Source organism: Candidatus Pantoea multigeneris (assembly GCF_011752615.1).
GTDB classification, from domain to species: Bacteria; Pseudomonadota; Gammaproteobacteria; order Enterobacterales; family Enterobacteriaceae; genus Pantoea; species Pantoea multigeneris.
Window position 1 is genome coordinate 270,494 of sequence record NZ_VWXF01000003.1, and the last position, 14,279, is coordinate 284,772.

Below are 14,279 nucleotides of genomic sequence, written 5' to 3' on the forward strand. Positions count from 1 at the left end.
AGGAAAAGTCATGTCTCACGTTCAGACCGCGATTGCTTCACCGATTCTGGTGGCGCTCGACTATCACAATATCAATGACGCGCTGCGTTTCGTTGATGGCATCGACCCCACCAGTTGCCGCCTGAAAGTGGGCAAAGAGATGTTTACCCTCTATGGCCCTTCGTTGGTGCGCGATCTGCAACAGCGTGGCTTTGAGGTGTTCCTCGATTTAAAATTCCATGACATTCCGAATACCACCGCTCATGCAGTGGCGGCGGCGGCGGACCTTGGCGTCTGGATGGTCAATGTACACGCCAGTGGCGGTGCGCGGATGATGAACGCGGCGCGTGAAGCACTGCTGCCGTTTGGCAAAGATGCACCGCTGTTGATTGCTGTCACCGTGCTGACCAGCATGGACGAAGAAGACCTGAAAGGGTTAGGGATCACGCTGAGCCCGGCTGAACAGGCTGAGCGACTGGCTCGCCTTACCCGTGAATGTGGTTTGGATGGTGTAGTGTGTTCAGCTCAGGAAGCGGCACGCTTCAAACAGGTCATCGGCCAGGACTTCGCACTGGTCACGCCAGGCATTCGTCCGGTTGGCAGTGACGCAGGCGACCAACGTCGCATTATGACCCCGCAGCAGGCACAGCAGGCTGGCGTAGATTATATGGTGATCGGACGCCCGGTTACCCAGTCAGCCGACCCAGCCGCCACGTTGCAGGCTATCCTCAAGAGTCTGGAGGTGGCGTAATGGCTGAAGAAAATCGCCTGGTTTATTCCACAGACAGCGGTCGTATCCGTCAGGAAGAGGTAAAAGTCGCGCGCCCGAAAGGGGACGGCATTGTACGCATCCAGCGTCAGACCAGTGGCCGTAAAGGCAAAGGTGTCTGTCTAATCAGCGGTGTGGATCTGGACGATGCTGCATTGGCAAAACTGGCGGCTGAATTAAAGAAAAAGTGCGGTTGTGGCGGAGCAGTAAAAGAGGGCGTGATTGAAATTCAGGGTGACAACCGGGATTTACTCAAAACGTTACTTGAAGCCAAAGGCATGAAAGTTAAGCTGGCGGGCGGATAAGAGAAACGGGCGGCTTGTACGTCGCCCGCGAGTATTACGTAGCTGTGAGAGCAATAACGGGCCGCGATTAATTGACCTGATGGCCAACAATACCCCCCACAGCGGCCCCACCAATCGTCCCTAGCGCACTGCCGTGCGTTAGCAAAGAACCACCAACCGCACCGGCACCGGCACCAATAACCGTATTACGGTCGCGACGGGACATGTTCGAACAACCACTCAGCGCGATCACCAACGTCGCGACCAGCACAGTAGTTGCAATGCGTTTTGTTGTCGTTGTCATAACGTCTCCTTGGGTTTCACACAGAGGCAACCCACTAAGTATAGGTGGTACTTCATTTCTCATCTCTCCTGCGCCAGGTCCGAACGCCCCTTCCGTGATGGCAACAACATAATTTAATGAGTAGAGAGGACTGGCGGGAAAACGATGCCAGGCAGAGGGTGAGTTCCAGCCTGCATCTGAGTGAATTTTATGCAACGATCGCACAACCCGTAGGAAGAAAACTCCGAATTGCCCGCACATTTTTTTTCAGACAGTCAGTTTCCGCTACCTCAACAGCCACGCCCTCCATAACACCCCCCGAATGAAAGTGTTCACACTATGAATATTATTTCGCTGGAGGAGAGCAACGATGCTGGAGCAGCTAAAACAGCAGGTGCTGGAGGCAAACCTGGCTTTGCCACATTATCAACTGGTGACATTCACCTGGGGTAATGTGAGCGCGGTAGACCGTGAACGCGGGGTTTTAGTGATCAAACCTTCTGGGGTCGATTATCGCGATATGCGGGCGGAAGATATGGTGGTGGTGGATCTTGCCAGCGGTGAAACCCTGGAAGGGCGTTTACGCCCCTCCTCAGATACCGCAACCCACCGGGCGTTGTATCTTGCCTGGCCGGAAGTGGGGGGCATTGTGCACACCCATTCTCGCTATGCCACCATTTGGGCACAGGCGGGCCGCACCATTCCTCCTTTGGGCACGACACATGCGGACGAATTTTATGGCGCAATCCCCTGTACCCGCCTGATGCGCACAGAAGAGATTGAACACGATTATGAGTGGAACACCGGGCAGGTGATCATCGAGTCGGTGCAGGAACCGCTGGCAGTCCCGGCGATTCTGGTTAATGCGCACGGTCCATTCTGCTGGGGGAAAGATGCCGCCGCAGCGGTACACAGTGCTGTGGTACTGGAGGAGGTCGCCTGTATGGCGCTACACAGTCAGCAATTGCAACCGCAGCTCAGTCAGATGCAGCAAAGCTTGCTCGATCTCCACTACCTGCGTAAGCACGGCGAAAATGCCTGGTATGGTCAGGCTCGCTAACGCCCATTCGATCAAAATCCTGATAATTCTTTCACATAAGTTAATTTATTCCCTGCGCTTAAGTGCGGGGAATAAATTAAGATTTTACCAGTAAAATCAATATCCGATTTGGTAACTACCGACTCTGCATTAGGCTGGTTGTGCGTATAAACGCATCAAATAACCAGAGGAAAGAATTATGACAGTAATCAATCAGCCTACCTGCCGCCTGTTCACTGAAGCCGGGCAAATGACTCAACTCGCTGCTTACTATGAGGAAGGTAGACACACCATGTGGATGCTACTGCGTGCGCAGCCCCGTCCAAGTTTTAACCATGCCTTGATGGAGGAGATCATGAACCTGAGTTATACCGCTCAGCGTGCCGGTATCCCCATTGATTTTTGGGTGACGGGTTCACTGGTGCCGCAGATGTTTAACGCCGGTGGCGATCTCGGCTTTTTTGTTGAGTGCATTCGTAACAACCGTCGAGAAGCATTGCGAGCTTATGCGCGCGCGTGCGTCGATTGCATCCATGCTGCCGCGCGGGGGTTTGATACTGGCGCGGTAACGCTGGCGATGATTGAAGGCAGTGCCCTGGGTGGCGGATTTGAAGCGGCGCTGGCGCACCACTTCATTCTGGCACAGGATAATGCGCGCATGGGCTTCCCGGAAATCGCCTTTAACCTGTTCCCCGGCATGGGCGGTTATTCACTGGTGGCGCGTCGTGCGGGGATGAAACTGGCAGAGGAGTTAATTATGGAAGGGGAGTCGCACAGCGCTGACTGGTATCAAACCCGTGGCTTAATCGACAAAGTTTTCCAGCCAGGTGAGGCCTATCGCACCACCCGGACCTTGATTGATACGTTACGCCCTAAGTTGAATGGTGTCAGGGCGATGCTCAAAGCACGTCAGCGAGTCTTACAACTGACGCGCACCGAGTTAATGGATATCACCGAAGACTGGGTCGATTACGCGTTTACCCTGGAAGCGAAAGATATCGCCTACATGGAACGTCTGGTGCAGCGGCAAAACCGCCACATCGCCTCCGCGTTACGTAAAGCGGGCTAACCTACGCCCCTGTCCTTAGACCTGGGCAGGATGCTTCAGCCAATGCCCCAGTTGCTCTGCGGGCATTGGCTTTGCATACAGGTAACCTTGACGTCCATCCACGCCATTATCGAGCACGAATTTTTCTTCTTCTGCTGTCTCAATCCCTTCCGCGATCACGGCCAGTCCCAACGCATCAGCAACCGCGACAATCGCCCTGACCAGTGACTGGGAAACCGGTTGTTGGTTGATGTTACGAATGAAACTTTGATCCAGCTTGATGGCGTTAATCGGCACGCGGGCCAGTTGGGAAAGAGAAGAGTAGCCGGTGCCAAAGTCATCGAGGTGAACTTCCGCACCCAGCTCCTGGAATTGCTTCATCAGGGTCAACGCCAACGCCTCGTTCTCAATCAGACAGCTCTCCGTCAGTTCAATATCAATCGGGCAGGTGGTAAGGCCGCAGTCACTTAATGCCTGGCGCAGATCGCTGTAAATGCTCTGGTCCAGTAACTGGCGTGCAGAAACGTTGACGGCCACACGCAGGAAGATCCCCTCTTTCTGCCACTCAACCACCTGATGCAGCACGGCGAGCATGACCCAACGGCCTAACGGCACAATCAGGCCTGACTCCTCGGCGTAGGGGATAAAACTGGCGGGTGAAATCATCCCACGTTCTGGTGAATTCCAGCGCACCAGCGCTTCGGCGCTTCGCACTACGCCATCGCGATCCAGCTTCGGCTGATAGAAAATCGTTAGCTGGTTTTGTTCCAGTGCTTTACGCAGGTTGGTATCCAGCCAGAGGAATTCAAACACCCGCTGATTCATCTCACTGGCAAACAGACAGAAACGTCCCCGGCCATTCTCTTTGGCGTGATAGATCGCGGTATCGGCATTGCGAATCAGATTCTCGCGCGTATCGCCATGGAGCGGCGCGAGTGCAATACCCAATGAGCAACCGCTATACACTTCGATCAGGCCGATGCGGAACGGCTGGCGCAGACGCTCCAGAATTCGGCAGGCCATCGCTTCCAGTGCCGCCAGGCTGGTATCTTCGGCGAGGATCAGGAACTCATCGCCCCCTAAGCGTGCCAGCGTTTGCTGCTTGCCGAGGCAACTCAGGATCGCCAGGGAAACGGCCTGTAGCAGCTGATCGCCAAAAATATGGCCGTAGGCATCGTTGGCTTTCTTGAAGTTATCCAGATCGAGATAGACCACGCCAGTCTGTTTATCACCGGCGATCTCCAGCGCATCACTGATTTTCTGATGGATGGCATTCCGGTTGGGTAACCCGGTGATGGTATCGGTATTGGCCAGGACGCGCAGCCGCTCCTGGGCGCGTCGCTCCTCCGTAATATCCGTACCAGAACAGATAAGAAAAATTTCGTTTTTTCCACTGCCGCTGTGGACAAATTTATTGCGAAACAGAAACAGACGTTGACCTTTTTTCGTTTTAATCCAACGTTCTACTTCATAAGAGTGACCATCACGGAAGAAACCAGCGATGTTGCGTCTCGAGGCCGCTGCTTCATCTTTTGTCATAAATAGCTGGAACACATTGCGGCCAATCACTTCCTGTTCCTTCAACCCGGTGTACTCTTCACTCAGGCGGTTGAAGCGTTGGATGTAGCCACGCTGGTCGAGGATGACAATGACAGAATTGGCTTCAGACACCACCTGTTCGGCAAACGACAGCCCTTGCGTCAGATCGCGTGCTACTGCGCTAGTATCGCCCCAGGCTGAAGCTGTACCCGCCCAGGAGCTCTGATTGACCTTGCGACCGACAAAGTGCATTGGCACTGCTTCACCGTGTAGCAGCAGGGTAAGATTAATACTGGATGTGATGACCGTCATACTGCGGAGCAAGGCGGCCTGTGCAGGTAACAAGGCTAAAGCGTGCTGGGTCGTCGATTTTTCATCCGCCGCCAGATTCAGGGCGTCACTGTCTGCCGCCAGCCGCCAGTGTGGGCTGGTGGTGCCGAACAAGGTATACAACAAGGTTTGCCCTTGTTCATCGGTCATGGTATCTCCTCCGGGACAAACATTTGCAAACTTTATCTCGTTATTTTAGCAACACTATTGAAGCCGTGACTTCAGCACAAGATGTAAGCGAAATAAATTTTTTGTCGCAAAAATAAAACCAAAATTAAGCCCCGCCATGCGGGGCTTAACTAATTCATTAACAAGGACATTTCCCCACTTTTCCTGGCTCGCTCGGGAAGCGGGCATTCAGGCAGTAGCGGTGAAACTCCTTTTCAGTCATGGGTGTGGTTTGGGGATGGTTTTGACGCATATGCGACAGATAATATTGATAATCACGCACGCCAACCATTAAGCGAAAACTCTCTTTTATCCCTTTCCACATACGCTGCCAACGTGTTCCTGCTGGCAGGGCGAGGGCCATACAGCGTGAAATCTGTAATGGGCCATGCAAGCGCAGCGGCGGGCAGAGTTTAGCGGACATGACGCACCTCCTCACGCAGTTTCACCGCTGATTCATGCACAGTCGGATTTTCGCTATGTAGTGCACGACGAATCACAAAGAAGGCCGCCACCAGCATGGTCACGGCCACCAGCATAAAGAAGCCGCACAGCAAGGCATTGATCTGATTACTCAGCACAATGGTCTGCATGTCTGCCACGCTTTTCGCCGGGGCAATCACCACCCCATCGGCAATCCCTTTACTGAACTTGTTCGCCTGTGCCAAAAAGCCGATAGAGGGTTTTTCATGGAAGATTTTTTGCCATCCTGCGGTCATGGAAGTGATAAACAGCCAGGCAGTTGGCAGAACAGTGACCCAGGCATAGCGCTGTTTTTTCATTTTAAATAACACGACTGTACCGAGAATCAGTGCCATTGACGCCAACATCTGGTTGCCGATACCAAACAGCGGCCACAGGGTATTGATCCCGCCGAGGGGGTCAACCACGCCCTGATAAACAAAGAATCCCCAACCGGCTACCGCTACCGCTGTCCCGGCAATATTGCCGATCCACGAACGGTTATTGGCGAGGGAAGGCACCACCGTACCCACCAGATCCTGCACCATGAAACGACAGGCGCGCGTACCGGCATCCACCGCAGTCAGGATAAACAGGGCTTCAAACAGGATGGCAAAGTGATACCAGAACGCCATCATCGCGCGGCTGTTGAACACATCGGTAATGATATGCGCCATGCCAACGGCAAACGTTGGTGCGCCACCGGCGCGCGACAGAATCGAGCTTTCACCCACATCACGCGCAATGCCGCTGAGCATCTCAGGTGTCACCACAAAGCCCCAGCCGTTAATCGCCTGCGAGGCGCTCTCAACGGTGGTGCCAATCAGTGCCGCTGGCGCATTGAGGGCGAAATAGACGCCCGGATCGATAACCGTGGCACAGATAAGCGCCATGATGGCGACAAAGGATTCCATCAGCATGGCACCATAACCAATAAAGCGAATATGGCTTTCTCGCTCGACCAGTTTCGGCGTGGTGCCACTGGACACCAGCGCATGGAAGCCAGAAATGGCCCCACAGGCAATGGTGATGAACAGGAACGGGAACAGTGCGCCGGAGAAGACCGGTCCGGTGCCGTCAACAAAACGCGTGACCGCAGGCATTTTCAGTTCTGGCATCGCAACGACAATCCCCACCGCCAGCCCAATAATGACGCCAATTTTCAGGAAAGTGGAGAGATAGTCACGAGGAGCCAGCAGCAGCCACACCGGTAACACCGAGGCGATAAAGCCATAAATCACCAGCACCCAGGTCAGCGTAGTGCCTTTCAGCGTGAAGAACGGGCCCCAGAATGGGTCGGCGGCCACCTGGCCGCCATAAATAATCGCGGCCATCATCAGCACAAAGCCAATCAGGGAGACTTCCGCAATTTTTCCCGGCCGCAGGAAGCGCATGTAAATGCCCATAAACAGCGCAATAGGAATAGTGGCTGCCAGGGTAAACAGGCCCCATGGGCTGTTCGCCAGCGCTTTAACCACCACCAACGCCAGTGCGGAGAGAATGATGATCATCACGCCAAACGCCCCGAGCATGGTCACCACGCCGGCAAAATGCCCCAGCTCCTGACGTGCCATTTCACCCAGCGATCGGCCATCGCGGCGCGTAGAGATAAACAGTATCAGGAAGTCCTGTACGGCACCGGCCAGCATCACGCCGACTAAAATCCATAACGTGCCGGGCAGGAAGCCCATTTGCGCCGCCAGTACCGGCCCGACCAACGGACCTGCTCCAGCAATCGCAGCAAAGTGGTGACCAAACAACACCCATTTATTGGTGGGCACATAATCCAGACCATCATTCAGACGTTCTGCTGGCGTAAGGCGTCTGTCATCCAGTTCAAAAATGTTACGTGCAATAAACAGGCTATAAAAACGATAAGCAATGCTGTAGCAGGCCACAGCGGCGACCACTAACCACAGGGCATTGACATGCTCACCGCGATTAAGTGCCAGCATGGCAAAGGCTACTGCACCTATTAACGCCACAGCGAACCAGAGGATACCGGTTTTGACGTTCTTCATGACAAAGCTCCTTGTTGGGATCGGAAAAAGGGCGATCGGAAACAACAAGTTCAAAGTAATGTAAGGAAATATTAGGGAAAGAGAATCAGGAGAGAAGTGTGAAGCATGGAGCAAAATTATAAGCGGGCGTAATGAAAAGAGAAAAGTGCGGGATAAAACGATTTATCCCGCACGGCTTTATGCTCAGGCGGCTGGGCGAGCCACAACGCTACGTGTTTCCATGCGCACTTCGGCGATGGTGACATCAATAATGTCGGTCACGCGGTAAGCCACTTCACCTTTGATCTGCACGGTACCGTTCTCCTGGCTGCAAACCAGTTCATCACGCACGGCGTGAATGAACGGAGCCGGGATAAAGGCTACCGCGCCGTTCTCCAGCAGGCGAACGCGCATGCCACCGCGAGAGACATCAATGATCTCTGCGCTGAATTTGCGATCAGTCCCTGCAGAAGGGGAAAGGAAGCGGGCGTACAGCCAGTCACCCACATCACGCTCCGCCATACGGTTCAGACGACGACGTTCACCCATGATTACGGTCAGGCTGTCATCCGGACGCGCGGCTTCGTCACCACGGATAATCGCCTTCAGCAAGCGGTGGTTGATCATGTCGCCAAACTTACGGATCGGTGAGGTCCAGGTGGCGTAGGCTTCCAGCCCCAGACCGAAGTGCGGGCCTGGCTGGGTGCTGATTTCTGCAAAGGTCTGGAAACGACGGATACGGCTGTCGAGGTACTGGGTCGGTTCAGCATCAAGCTGACGACGCAGCACACGGAAACCTTCCAGCGTGGCAATACTTGCCGGATCAACGGTGATGCCATGGTTTGCCAGCACTGCGGCGGCCAGTTCCGCATTCGCAGTATCAAACCCGGTGTGCAGGTTGTAGATCCCGAAGCCCAGACGGTCGGCCAGCACATGCGCAGCACAGATATTTGCCAGAATCATGCACTCTTCAACGATGCGGTTTGCGATGCGACGCTGTTCCGCAACGATATCCAGCACTTCACCTTTCTCACCCAGGACAAAACGGTAGTCTGGACGATCTTTAAACACCAGCGCGTGGTTTTGACGCCATGCACTGCGGGCCTGGCAAACGCGATGCAGCAGACGAATCTGTTCTGCAATCGCTTCGGTGGTCGGCTGCCATTCGCCCTGGCCTTCCAGCCAGTCGGAGACTTCGTCATAAACCAGTTTGGCTTTTGACTCGATCCAGGCTGCGAAGAACTGCACATCAGCGGCTGGCGTACCATCGGCGGCCAGCGTGACGCGGCAGGCCAGTACCGGACGGCGCACATTCGGACGCAGCGAACAGATGTCGTCAGACAGCGCGCGAGGCAGCATTGGAATGTTAAAACCAGGCAGATAGTTGGTGAAGGCGCGCTTAGCGGCAACCTTGTCCAGCTCGCTACCTTCGGCCACATAGGCGGTTGGGTCAGCAATCGCGATAGTTAAACGCAGCTGACCATCGTCCAGGGCTTCGACGTGCAGCGCATCATCCATATCTTCGGTGCTGGCGCTGTCGATGGTGACGAAATCCAGCGCGGTGAGATCTTCACGCGTGAGATTCTCTTCCAGCGTATCGCTGAAGACAACTTCTGGCGCTTCGCGTTCGAGATTGTGGCGTGACAGCGTTACCCACCACGGTGCCAGGTGGTCATCCGCAGTGACAACAAACTCCGTCAGCTCAGCGTAAAACCCACGATCGCCTTTCAGCGGGTGGCGGCGCATTTCAGCAACGGCCCAGTCACCTGCCTGGAAATCATGTTGCAGTTCGCGTACCGGGCGGCAAGGAATTGCGTCTTTTAACAAAGGATGATCCGGCACGATGGACAGGCGGTCATCTTTTTTCTGAATACGGCCGACGAAGCGGCTGAGGAACGGCTCAACCAGCGACTCTGGTTCAGCACTTTCGCGATCTTTATCCGTTTTGATCAGCGCAACGATACGATCGCCATGCATCACTTTCTTCATCTGTGGAGGTGGGATGAAGTAGCTTTTCTGCGCGTCGACTTCAAGAAAGCCGAAACCTTTATCTGTGGCTTTCACCACACCTTCCGCGCGAGGAGTCTGCGCGTGGAGCTTCTCTTTGAGCTGCGCTAGCAGCGGGTTATCCTGGAACATAGCGTCTTTCGTTTCGTGGCCTATTAGCGGCTGACAGTTTTACGCGATTCATGCCGTCACAGCAAGGCAAAAAGGGGGGAAAAGCCGGTTTCCCGGCTTTTGATATATCAGGCAATACGCAGAGAAACAGCGTCTTCACTCGGGGAGAGACTGACCGGTACCGATTTAGAGGTTGGGGTGCCACTCCCGTCACCATAGCTGCTCAGAGGCACCAGTGGGTTGGTTTCTGGGTAATAGGCAGCAAGATTGCCGCGTGGAATATTGTAGGGCACCAATTTGAAGCCGCTGACACGGCGCGTAATGCCATCATTCCACAGCGTTTCAATATCCACCAACTGGCCCTCTGTCATCCCTAAGGCTTGCAGATCTTCCGGGTTGATAAACACCACTTCGCGCTGGCCATATACGCCACGGTAGCGGTCATCGAGGCCATAAATCGTGGTGTTGTACTGGTCGTGAGATCGCAGCGTCTGAAGCGTGAACGGCACCTGTTGCCCCTCAAGCTGCGGGAACAGGGAATCGGGCAGGGCCGCAGCACTGAATTCCGCCTTACCTGATGGGGTATTGAAGCGCAGATCCGCCGCCGCATTGCCCAGATAGAAACCGCCAGGAATATCGCAGCGCAGATTAAAATCCTGGAAGCCAGGAATGGTGGCGGCGATGTGATCGCGGATCAGGCTGTAATCGCCTGCCATCGCCAGCCAGTCCACTTTTTCACTGCCCAATACCGCATGGGCAATACCGGCAACGATGGCGGTTTCAGAACGCTGAAGCGGTGACAGGGGAATCCCCACACCTTCAGAGGCATGCACCATGCTGAAAGAGTCTTCAACGGTAATAAACTGATTGCCGTTAGCCTGCTCATCACGTTCCGTCCGTCCCAGCGTCGGTAAAATCAGGCTGTCTCTACCCGGCACCAGATGGCTACGGTTGAGCTTGGTACTGATGTGTACCGTCAGGCCACAGCGGCTCATCGCCTCTTCGGTACGCGGAGAGTCTGGCGCGGCAGCGGCCAGATTACCGCCGAGGGCGATCAGTACTTTGATTTCATCACGCAGCATCGCTTCCAGCGCTTCTACGGTGTTGTGCCCAGCGGCGCGGGGTGGCTCAAAGTTAAAGTGTTTGCCCAGCGCATCGAGGAAGGCGGCAGACGGCTTCTCATCGATCCCCATGGTGCGGTTACCCTGCACATTACTGTGACCACGCACCGGGCACAGCCCTGCGCCTTTTTTGCCCAGCTGTCCAAACAGCAACTGGAGGTTCACGATTTCACGCACGCTATCTACCGAGTGCTTGTGCTGGGTAATCCCCATGGCCCAGGTGCAGATCACCCGTTTTGCGCTGCGATAGATCTCAGCGGCTTCGCGAATCTGTTGTTCACTCAAACCGGACTGCTGCACGATCTGCGCCCAGCCCGTGTTATCCACGGCGGTGAAATAGTCATTCACGCCCTGCGTGTTCGCTGCCAGGAACGCTTCATCAAACAGACCCGGCTGCTGTTGGCTGACCAACGCACGATGCGCTTCAAGCAGGGCTTTTACCATGCCGCGAATCGCCGCCATATCGCCGCCGAGGTTGGGCTGGTAGTAGGCGGAGCTGATGGTTCCCGCCATCGACGTCACCACTTCCAGCGGCTTTTGCGGATCGGCAAAACGTTCCAGACCACGCTCACGCAGCGTGTTAAAGGTGACAATCCGCGCGCCGTGGTCGGCCGCATGGCGCAGGCTATGCAACATGCGAGGGTGGTTGGTGCCTGGGTTCTGCCCGAAGACAAAGATGGCCTCGGCGTGGTCAAAATCATCCAGTCTGATGGTCCCTTTACCCACGCCAATGCTGCGCTTCAAACCAGAACCGCTGGCTTCGTGGCACATATTGGAGCAGTCCGGGAAATTATTCGAACCGTGCATGCGACCAAACAGCTGATACAGCCAGGACGCTTCATTACTGGCGCGGCCAGAGGTGTAGAGTTCCATCTGGTCGGGGTTATCCATCGCCTGAATATGTTCGGCGATCAGCGCAAAGGCGTCATCCCATGTCACTGGCTCATAGTGATCGGTTTCGCTGTTATAGCGCATCGGCTGCGTCAGGCGTCCCTGATACTCAAGGAAGTAGTCACTTTGCTGATACAGCTTACTGACGCTGTGCTGGGCGAAAAAGGCGTTGTCTACGATGCGGCGTGTGGCTTCCCACGTCACCGCTTTGGCGCCATTTTCACAGAAGCTAAAGGTGCTTTTGTTGTCATCACCCCAGGCACAACCTGGGCAGTCAAAGCCGCGCGCTTTATTCATGCGCAGCAGGTTACGCATATTTTTCAATGCCGCTTTACTGTCGAGTACGAAGCGGGTCGTAGCTTCCAGTGAACCCCAACCGCCCGCTGCGGCGCGATAAGGTTGAATTTTGCGTTTGAATTTCATGCTGATTTCCGACGGCTTGTTATGAGGTTGTTATGGAAATAGTAATGCAAAGTGTGAGGTTTGCGGGGGGGATCGTCTAATTGATTAAAATAATCAGGTGATAGTTATTGCCTATCCCGCGAGGGGATTTATGTGAAGAGGGTCAAGTTTTGCGCCGGGTAATGGCAGCAAAACAGGTGGTTTTAGTCAGGGTGACACATACTTTTTTACCAAAATTGGATAAAGGATGCACCTGATGCAGAACCTGACCAGTCAAATTCACGCCTTTGGTAAGGCGCTGATGATGCCGATTTCGGTGATTGCTGCCGCCGGTATCTTCCTCGGTTTAGCCGCTGCGTTACAAAATCCGGCAATCACGGGCGATGTGTTTGCCCATTGGCCGCTGCCGCAGCTGATTATCAGTTTTATCCGTAAAGTGGCCGGGGCGCTGTTTGCTAATTTGCCGCTGTTTTTTGCCGTGGCCAGTGCGATTGGTTTAGCGAAGGCAGAGAAGCCAACCGCGGCGTTTGCGGCAGTGATTGGGTTTATTGCTATGCATGTGGGCATCAGCGCGACGCTTGCCGCTCAGGGGCTGACGGCGGCGACCACAACGCCAGAGGCGTTGCAGCAAAGTGGGATGGATCAAACCCGCGCGCTGGTAACCTCCGCCGAATACATTGAAATGCTTGGGATCTTTACCTACAACATGAGCGTGCTGGGTGGGGTGATTGCCGGGTTAACCACGGTCACACTGCATAACCGTTTTTATACTCAGCAACTGCCCATGGCGATCAGCTTCTTTTCCGGCCGTCGTTTCGTGCCGATTGTAACCGTGGTAATACTGCCACTGATCGGCGTAGTGCTCGCGCTGATCTGGCCGACGCTCGGTGAAGGTATTGCCTGGCTCGGAACCATGATCGGCAAAAGCGGGCAGTATGGGGCGTTGATGCTGGGCACGCTGGAGCGCTTGCTCATCCCGACTGGGCTACACCATATCCTCAATGAAACCGTGCGCTTCACGCCCATTGGCGGGATGGCCACAGTAGACGGACAAACCATCATTGGTGCGCTGAATATCTTTAACGCCTCCCTGACCAATCCGGGATCGGTGCCTGAGGAGACCTTACGTCATGCCACTCAGTTTCTCGCGCAGGGTAAAATTCCGGTGATGATGTTTGGCTTACCGGCGGCGGCAGCGGCTATCTATCACACCGCCCGGCCTGAGCATAAAAATCGGGTGAAAGCGCTGATGCTGGCGGGCGCGTTAACCTCGTTTACCACGGGCATTACCGAGCCGCTGGAGTTCTGTTTTATTTTTGTCTCACCCGTTTTGTACCTGTTTCATGCTGTGATGACCGGCCTCTCATTTATGCTGATGTCATTACTGCATTTGATGATTGGGAATGTGCAGGGAGGGGCGATTGATCTGGTGGTGTTTGGCATTCTTGGCGGCAGCAAAACGCACTGGTGGTGGACGTTAGCCCTTGGGGCCCTCTATGCACCACTCTATTACGTGGTTTTCCGCTGGGTCATTACCCGAATGCGGGTTGAAACGCCGGGTCGTGAACGCGAGGAGCAGCAGCCGACTCCCCAGGTTGAGGCCAGCGAACGCACGCAGGTGATCATCAGTGGGCTTGGCGGTGACGCGAATATTGAAGATGTCGATTGCTGTTTCACCCGGTTACGCGTGCGGGTGAAACAAATGGCGGAAGTGGCCGATGAAACGTTGATGACCACGGGGGCCAACGGCGTTAAGCGCATCGGCGAGCATGATGTCCAGGTCATCTATGGACCCAAGGTGGAGGAGATTGCCCAGCAGGTGAAAAGCGCGCTGGGCAGCGGGTAG

General features: G+C 54.8%; 11 protein-coding genes. 5 read left to right on the forward strand and 6 right to left on the reverse strand.

Annotated elements, in window-relative coordinates:
* The first annotated feature begins 10 nt into the window (after positions 1-10).
* Positions 11-730 carry an orotidine-5'-phosphate decarboxylase gene (gene pyrF, locus F3J40_RS10130; RefSeq protein WP_017346251.1) on the forward strand — a complete coding sequence of 240 codons (720 nt, stop codon included), beginning with the start codon at positions 11-13 and terminating at the stop codon, positions 728-730.
* Positions 730-1,053, forward strand: coding sequence for a stress response translation initiation inhibitor YciH (gene yciH / locus F3J40_RS10135; RefSeq protein ID WP_167014233.1), 324 nt, complete (start codon positions 730-732; stop codon positions 1,051-1,053). Before pyrF ends, yciH begins: the two co-directional genes overlap by 1 nt.
* 67 nt (positions 1,054-1,120) lie before the next feature.
* On the opposite strand, the gene osmB is transcribed toward yciH, so the two are convergent.
* Complete coding sequence (gene osmB, locus F3J40_RS10140; RefSeq protein WP_167014235.1) at positions 1,121-1,336, reverse strand: osmotically-inducible lipoprotein OsmB; 216 nt, start codon at positions 1,334-1,336, stop codon at positions 1,121-1,123.
* Between the two features lie 349 nt (positions 1,337-1,685).
* Here osmB and araD point away from each other — a divergent pair, with 349 nt between their 5' ends.
* Positions 1,686-2,375 (forward strand): L-ribulose-5-phosphate 4-epimerase AraD, encoded by a 690-nt coding sequence (araD, locus tag F3J40_RS10145; RefSeq protein WP_167014237.1) that lies wholly within the window; start codon positions 1,686-1,688, stop codon positions 2,373-2,375.
* A 178-nt stretch (positions 2,376-2,553) separates the two neighbouring features.
* Positions 2,554-3,423: a crotonase/enoyl-CoA hydratase family protein gene (locus tag F3J40_RS10150; protein ID WP_167014239.1), complete on the forward strand. Its 870-nt coding sequence runs from the start codon at positions 2,554-2,556 to the stop codon at positions 3,421-3,423.
* A 15-nt stretch (positions 3,424-3,438) separates the two neighbouring features.
* Here F3J40_RS10150 and pdeR read toward each other — a convergent pair whose 3' ends face one another.
* The 5 genes from pdeR to F3J40_RS10175 form a co-directional block, all read right to left on the reverse strand.
* Entirely contained in the window at positions 3,439-5,421 is a 1,983-nt protein-coding gene (pdeR, locus tag F3J40_RS10155) for a cyclic di-GMP phosphodiesterase (RefSeq protein WP_167014241.1), read from the reverse strand.
* A 157-nt stretch (positions 5,422-5,578) separates the two neighbouring features.
* Positions 5,579-5,863 (reverse strand): YbdD/YjiX family protein, encoded by a 285-nt coding sequence (locus tag F3J40_RS10160; RefSeq protein WP_167014243.1) that lies wholly within the window; start codon positions 5,861-5,863, stop codon positions 5,579-5,581.
* Positions 5,853-7,922 (reverse strand): carbon starvation CstA family protein, encoded by a 2,070-nt coding sequence (locus tag F3J40_RS10165; protein WP_167014245.1) that lies wholly within the window; start codon positions 7,920-7,922, stop codon positions 5,853-5,855. Before F3J40_RS10165 ends, F3J40_RS10160 begins: the two co-directional genes overlap by 11 nt.
* 183 nt (positions 7,923-8,105) lie before the next feature.
* The gene (locus F3J40_RS10170) at positions 8,106-10,040 is read right to left on the reverse strand and encodes an exoribonuclease II (RefSeq protein ID WP_167014247.1); all 1,935 of its coding nucleotides are present in this window, start codon (positions 10,038-10,040) and stop codon (positions 8,106-8,108) included.
* Positions 10,041-10,147: 107 nt separating this feature from the next.
* Complete coding sequence (locus F3J40_RS10175) at positions 10,148-12,454, reverse strand: FdhF/YdeP family oxidoreductase (protein WP_167014249.1); 2,307 nt, start codon at positions 12,452-12,454, stop codon at positions 10,148-10,150.
* 235 nt (positions 12,455-12,689) lie between these two features.
* Here F3J40_RS10175 and F3J40_RS10180 point away from each other — a divergent pair, with 235 nt between their 5' ends.
* Positions 12,690-14,279 (forward strand): PTS transporter subunit EIIC, encoded by a 1,590-nt coding sequence (locus tag F3J40_RS10180; RefSeq protein ID WP_167014251.1) that lies wholly within the window; start codon positions 12,690-12,692, stop codon positions 14,277-14,279.

What these genes read in the sequence shown, in the direction of transcription:
- pyrF (WP_017346251.1), top strand. Translation starts at nt 11, where the DNA reads ATGTCTCACGTTCAGACCGCGATTGCTTCACCGATTCTGGTGGCGCTC.
- yciH (WP_167014233.1), top strand. Translation starts at nt 730, where the DNA reads ATGGCTGAAGAAAATCGCCTGGTTTATTCCACAGACAGCGGTCGTATC.
- osmB (WP_167014235.1), bottom strand. Translation starts at nt 1,336, where the DNA reads ATGACAACGACAACAAAACGCATTGCAACTACTGTGCTGGTCGCGACG.
- araD (WP_167014237.1), top strand. Translation starts at nt 1,686, where the DNA reads ATGCTGGAGCAGCTAAAACAGCAGGTGCTGGAGGCAAACCTGGCTTTG.
- F3J40_RS10150 (WP_167014239.1), top strand. Translation starts at nt 2,554, where the DNA reads ATGACAGTAATCAATCAGCCTACCTGCCGCCTGTTCACTGAAGCCGGG.
- pdeR (WP_167014241.1), bottom strand. Translation starts at nt 5,421, where the DNA reads ATGACCGATGAACAAGGGCAAACCTTGTTGTATACCTTGTTCGGCACC.
- F3J40_RS10160 (WP_167014243.1), bottom strand. Translation starts at nt 5,863, where the DNA reads ATGTCCGCTAAACTCTGCCCGCCGCTGCGCTTGCATGGCCCATTACAG.
- F3J40_RS10165 (WP_167014245.1), bottom strand. Translation starts at nt 7,922, where the DNA reads ATGAAGAACGTCAAAACCGGTATCCTCTGGTTCGCTGTGGCGTTAATA.
- F3J40_RS10170 (WP_167014247.1), bottom strand. Translation starts at nt 10,040, where the DNA reads ATGTTCCAGGATAACCCGCTGCTAGCGCAGCTCAAAGAGAAGCTCCAC.
- F3J40_RS10175 (WP_167014249.1), bottom strand. Translation starts at nt 12,454, where the DNA reads ATGAAATTCAAACGCAAAATTCAACCTTATCGCGCCGCAGCGGGCGGT.
- F3J40_RS10180 (WP_167014251.1), top strand. Translation starts at nt 12,690, where the DNA reads ATGCAGAACCTGACCAGTCAAATTCACGCCTTTGGTAAGGCGCTGATG.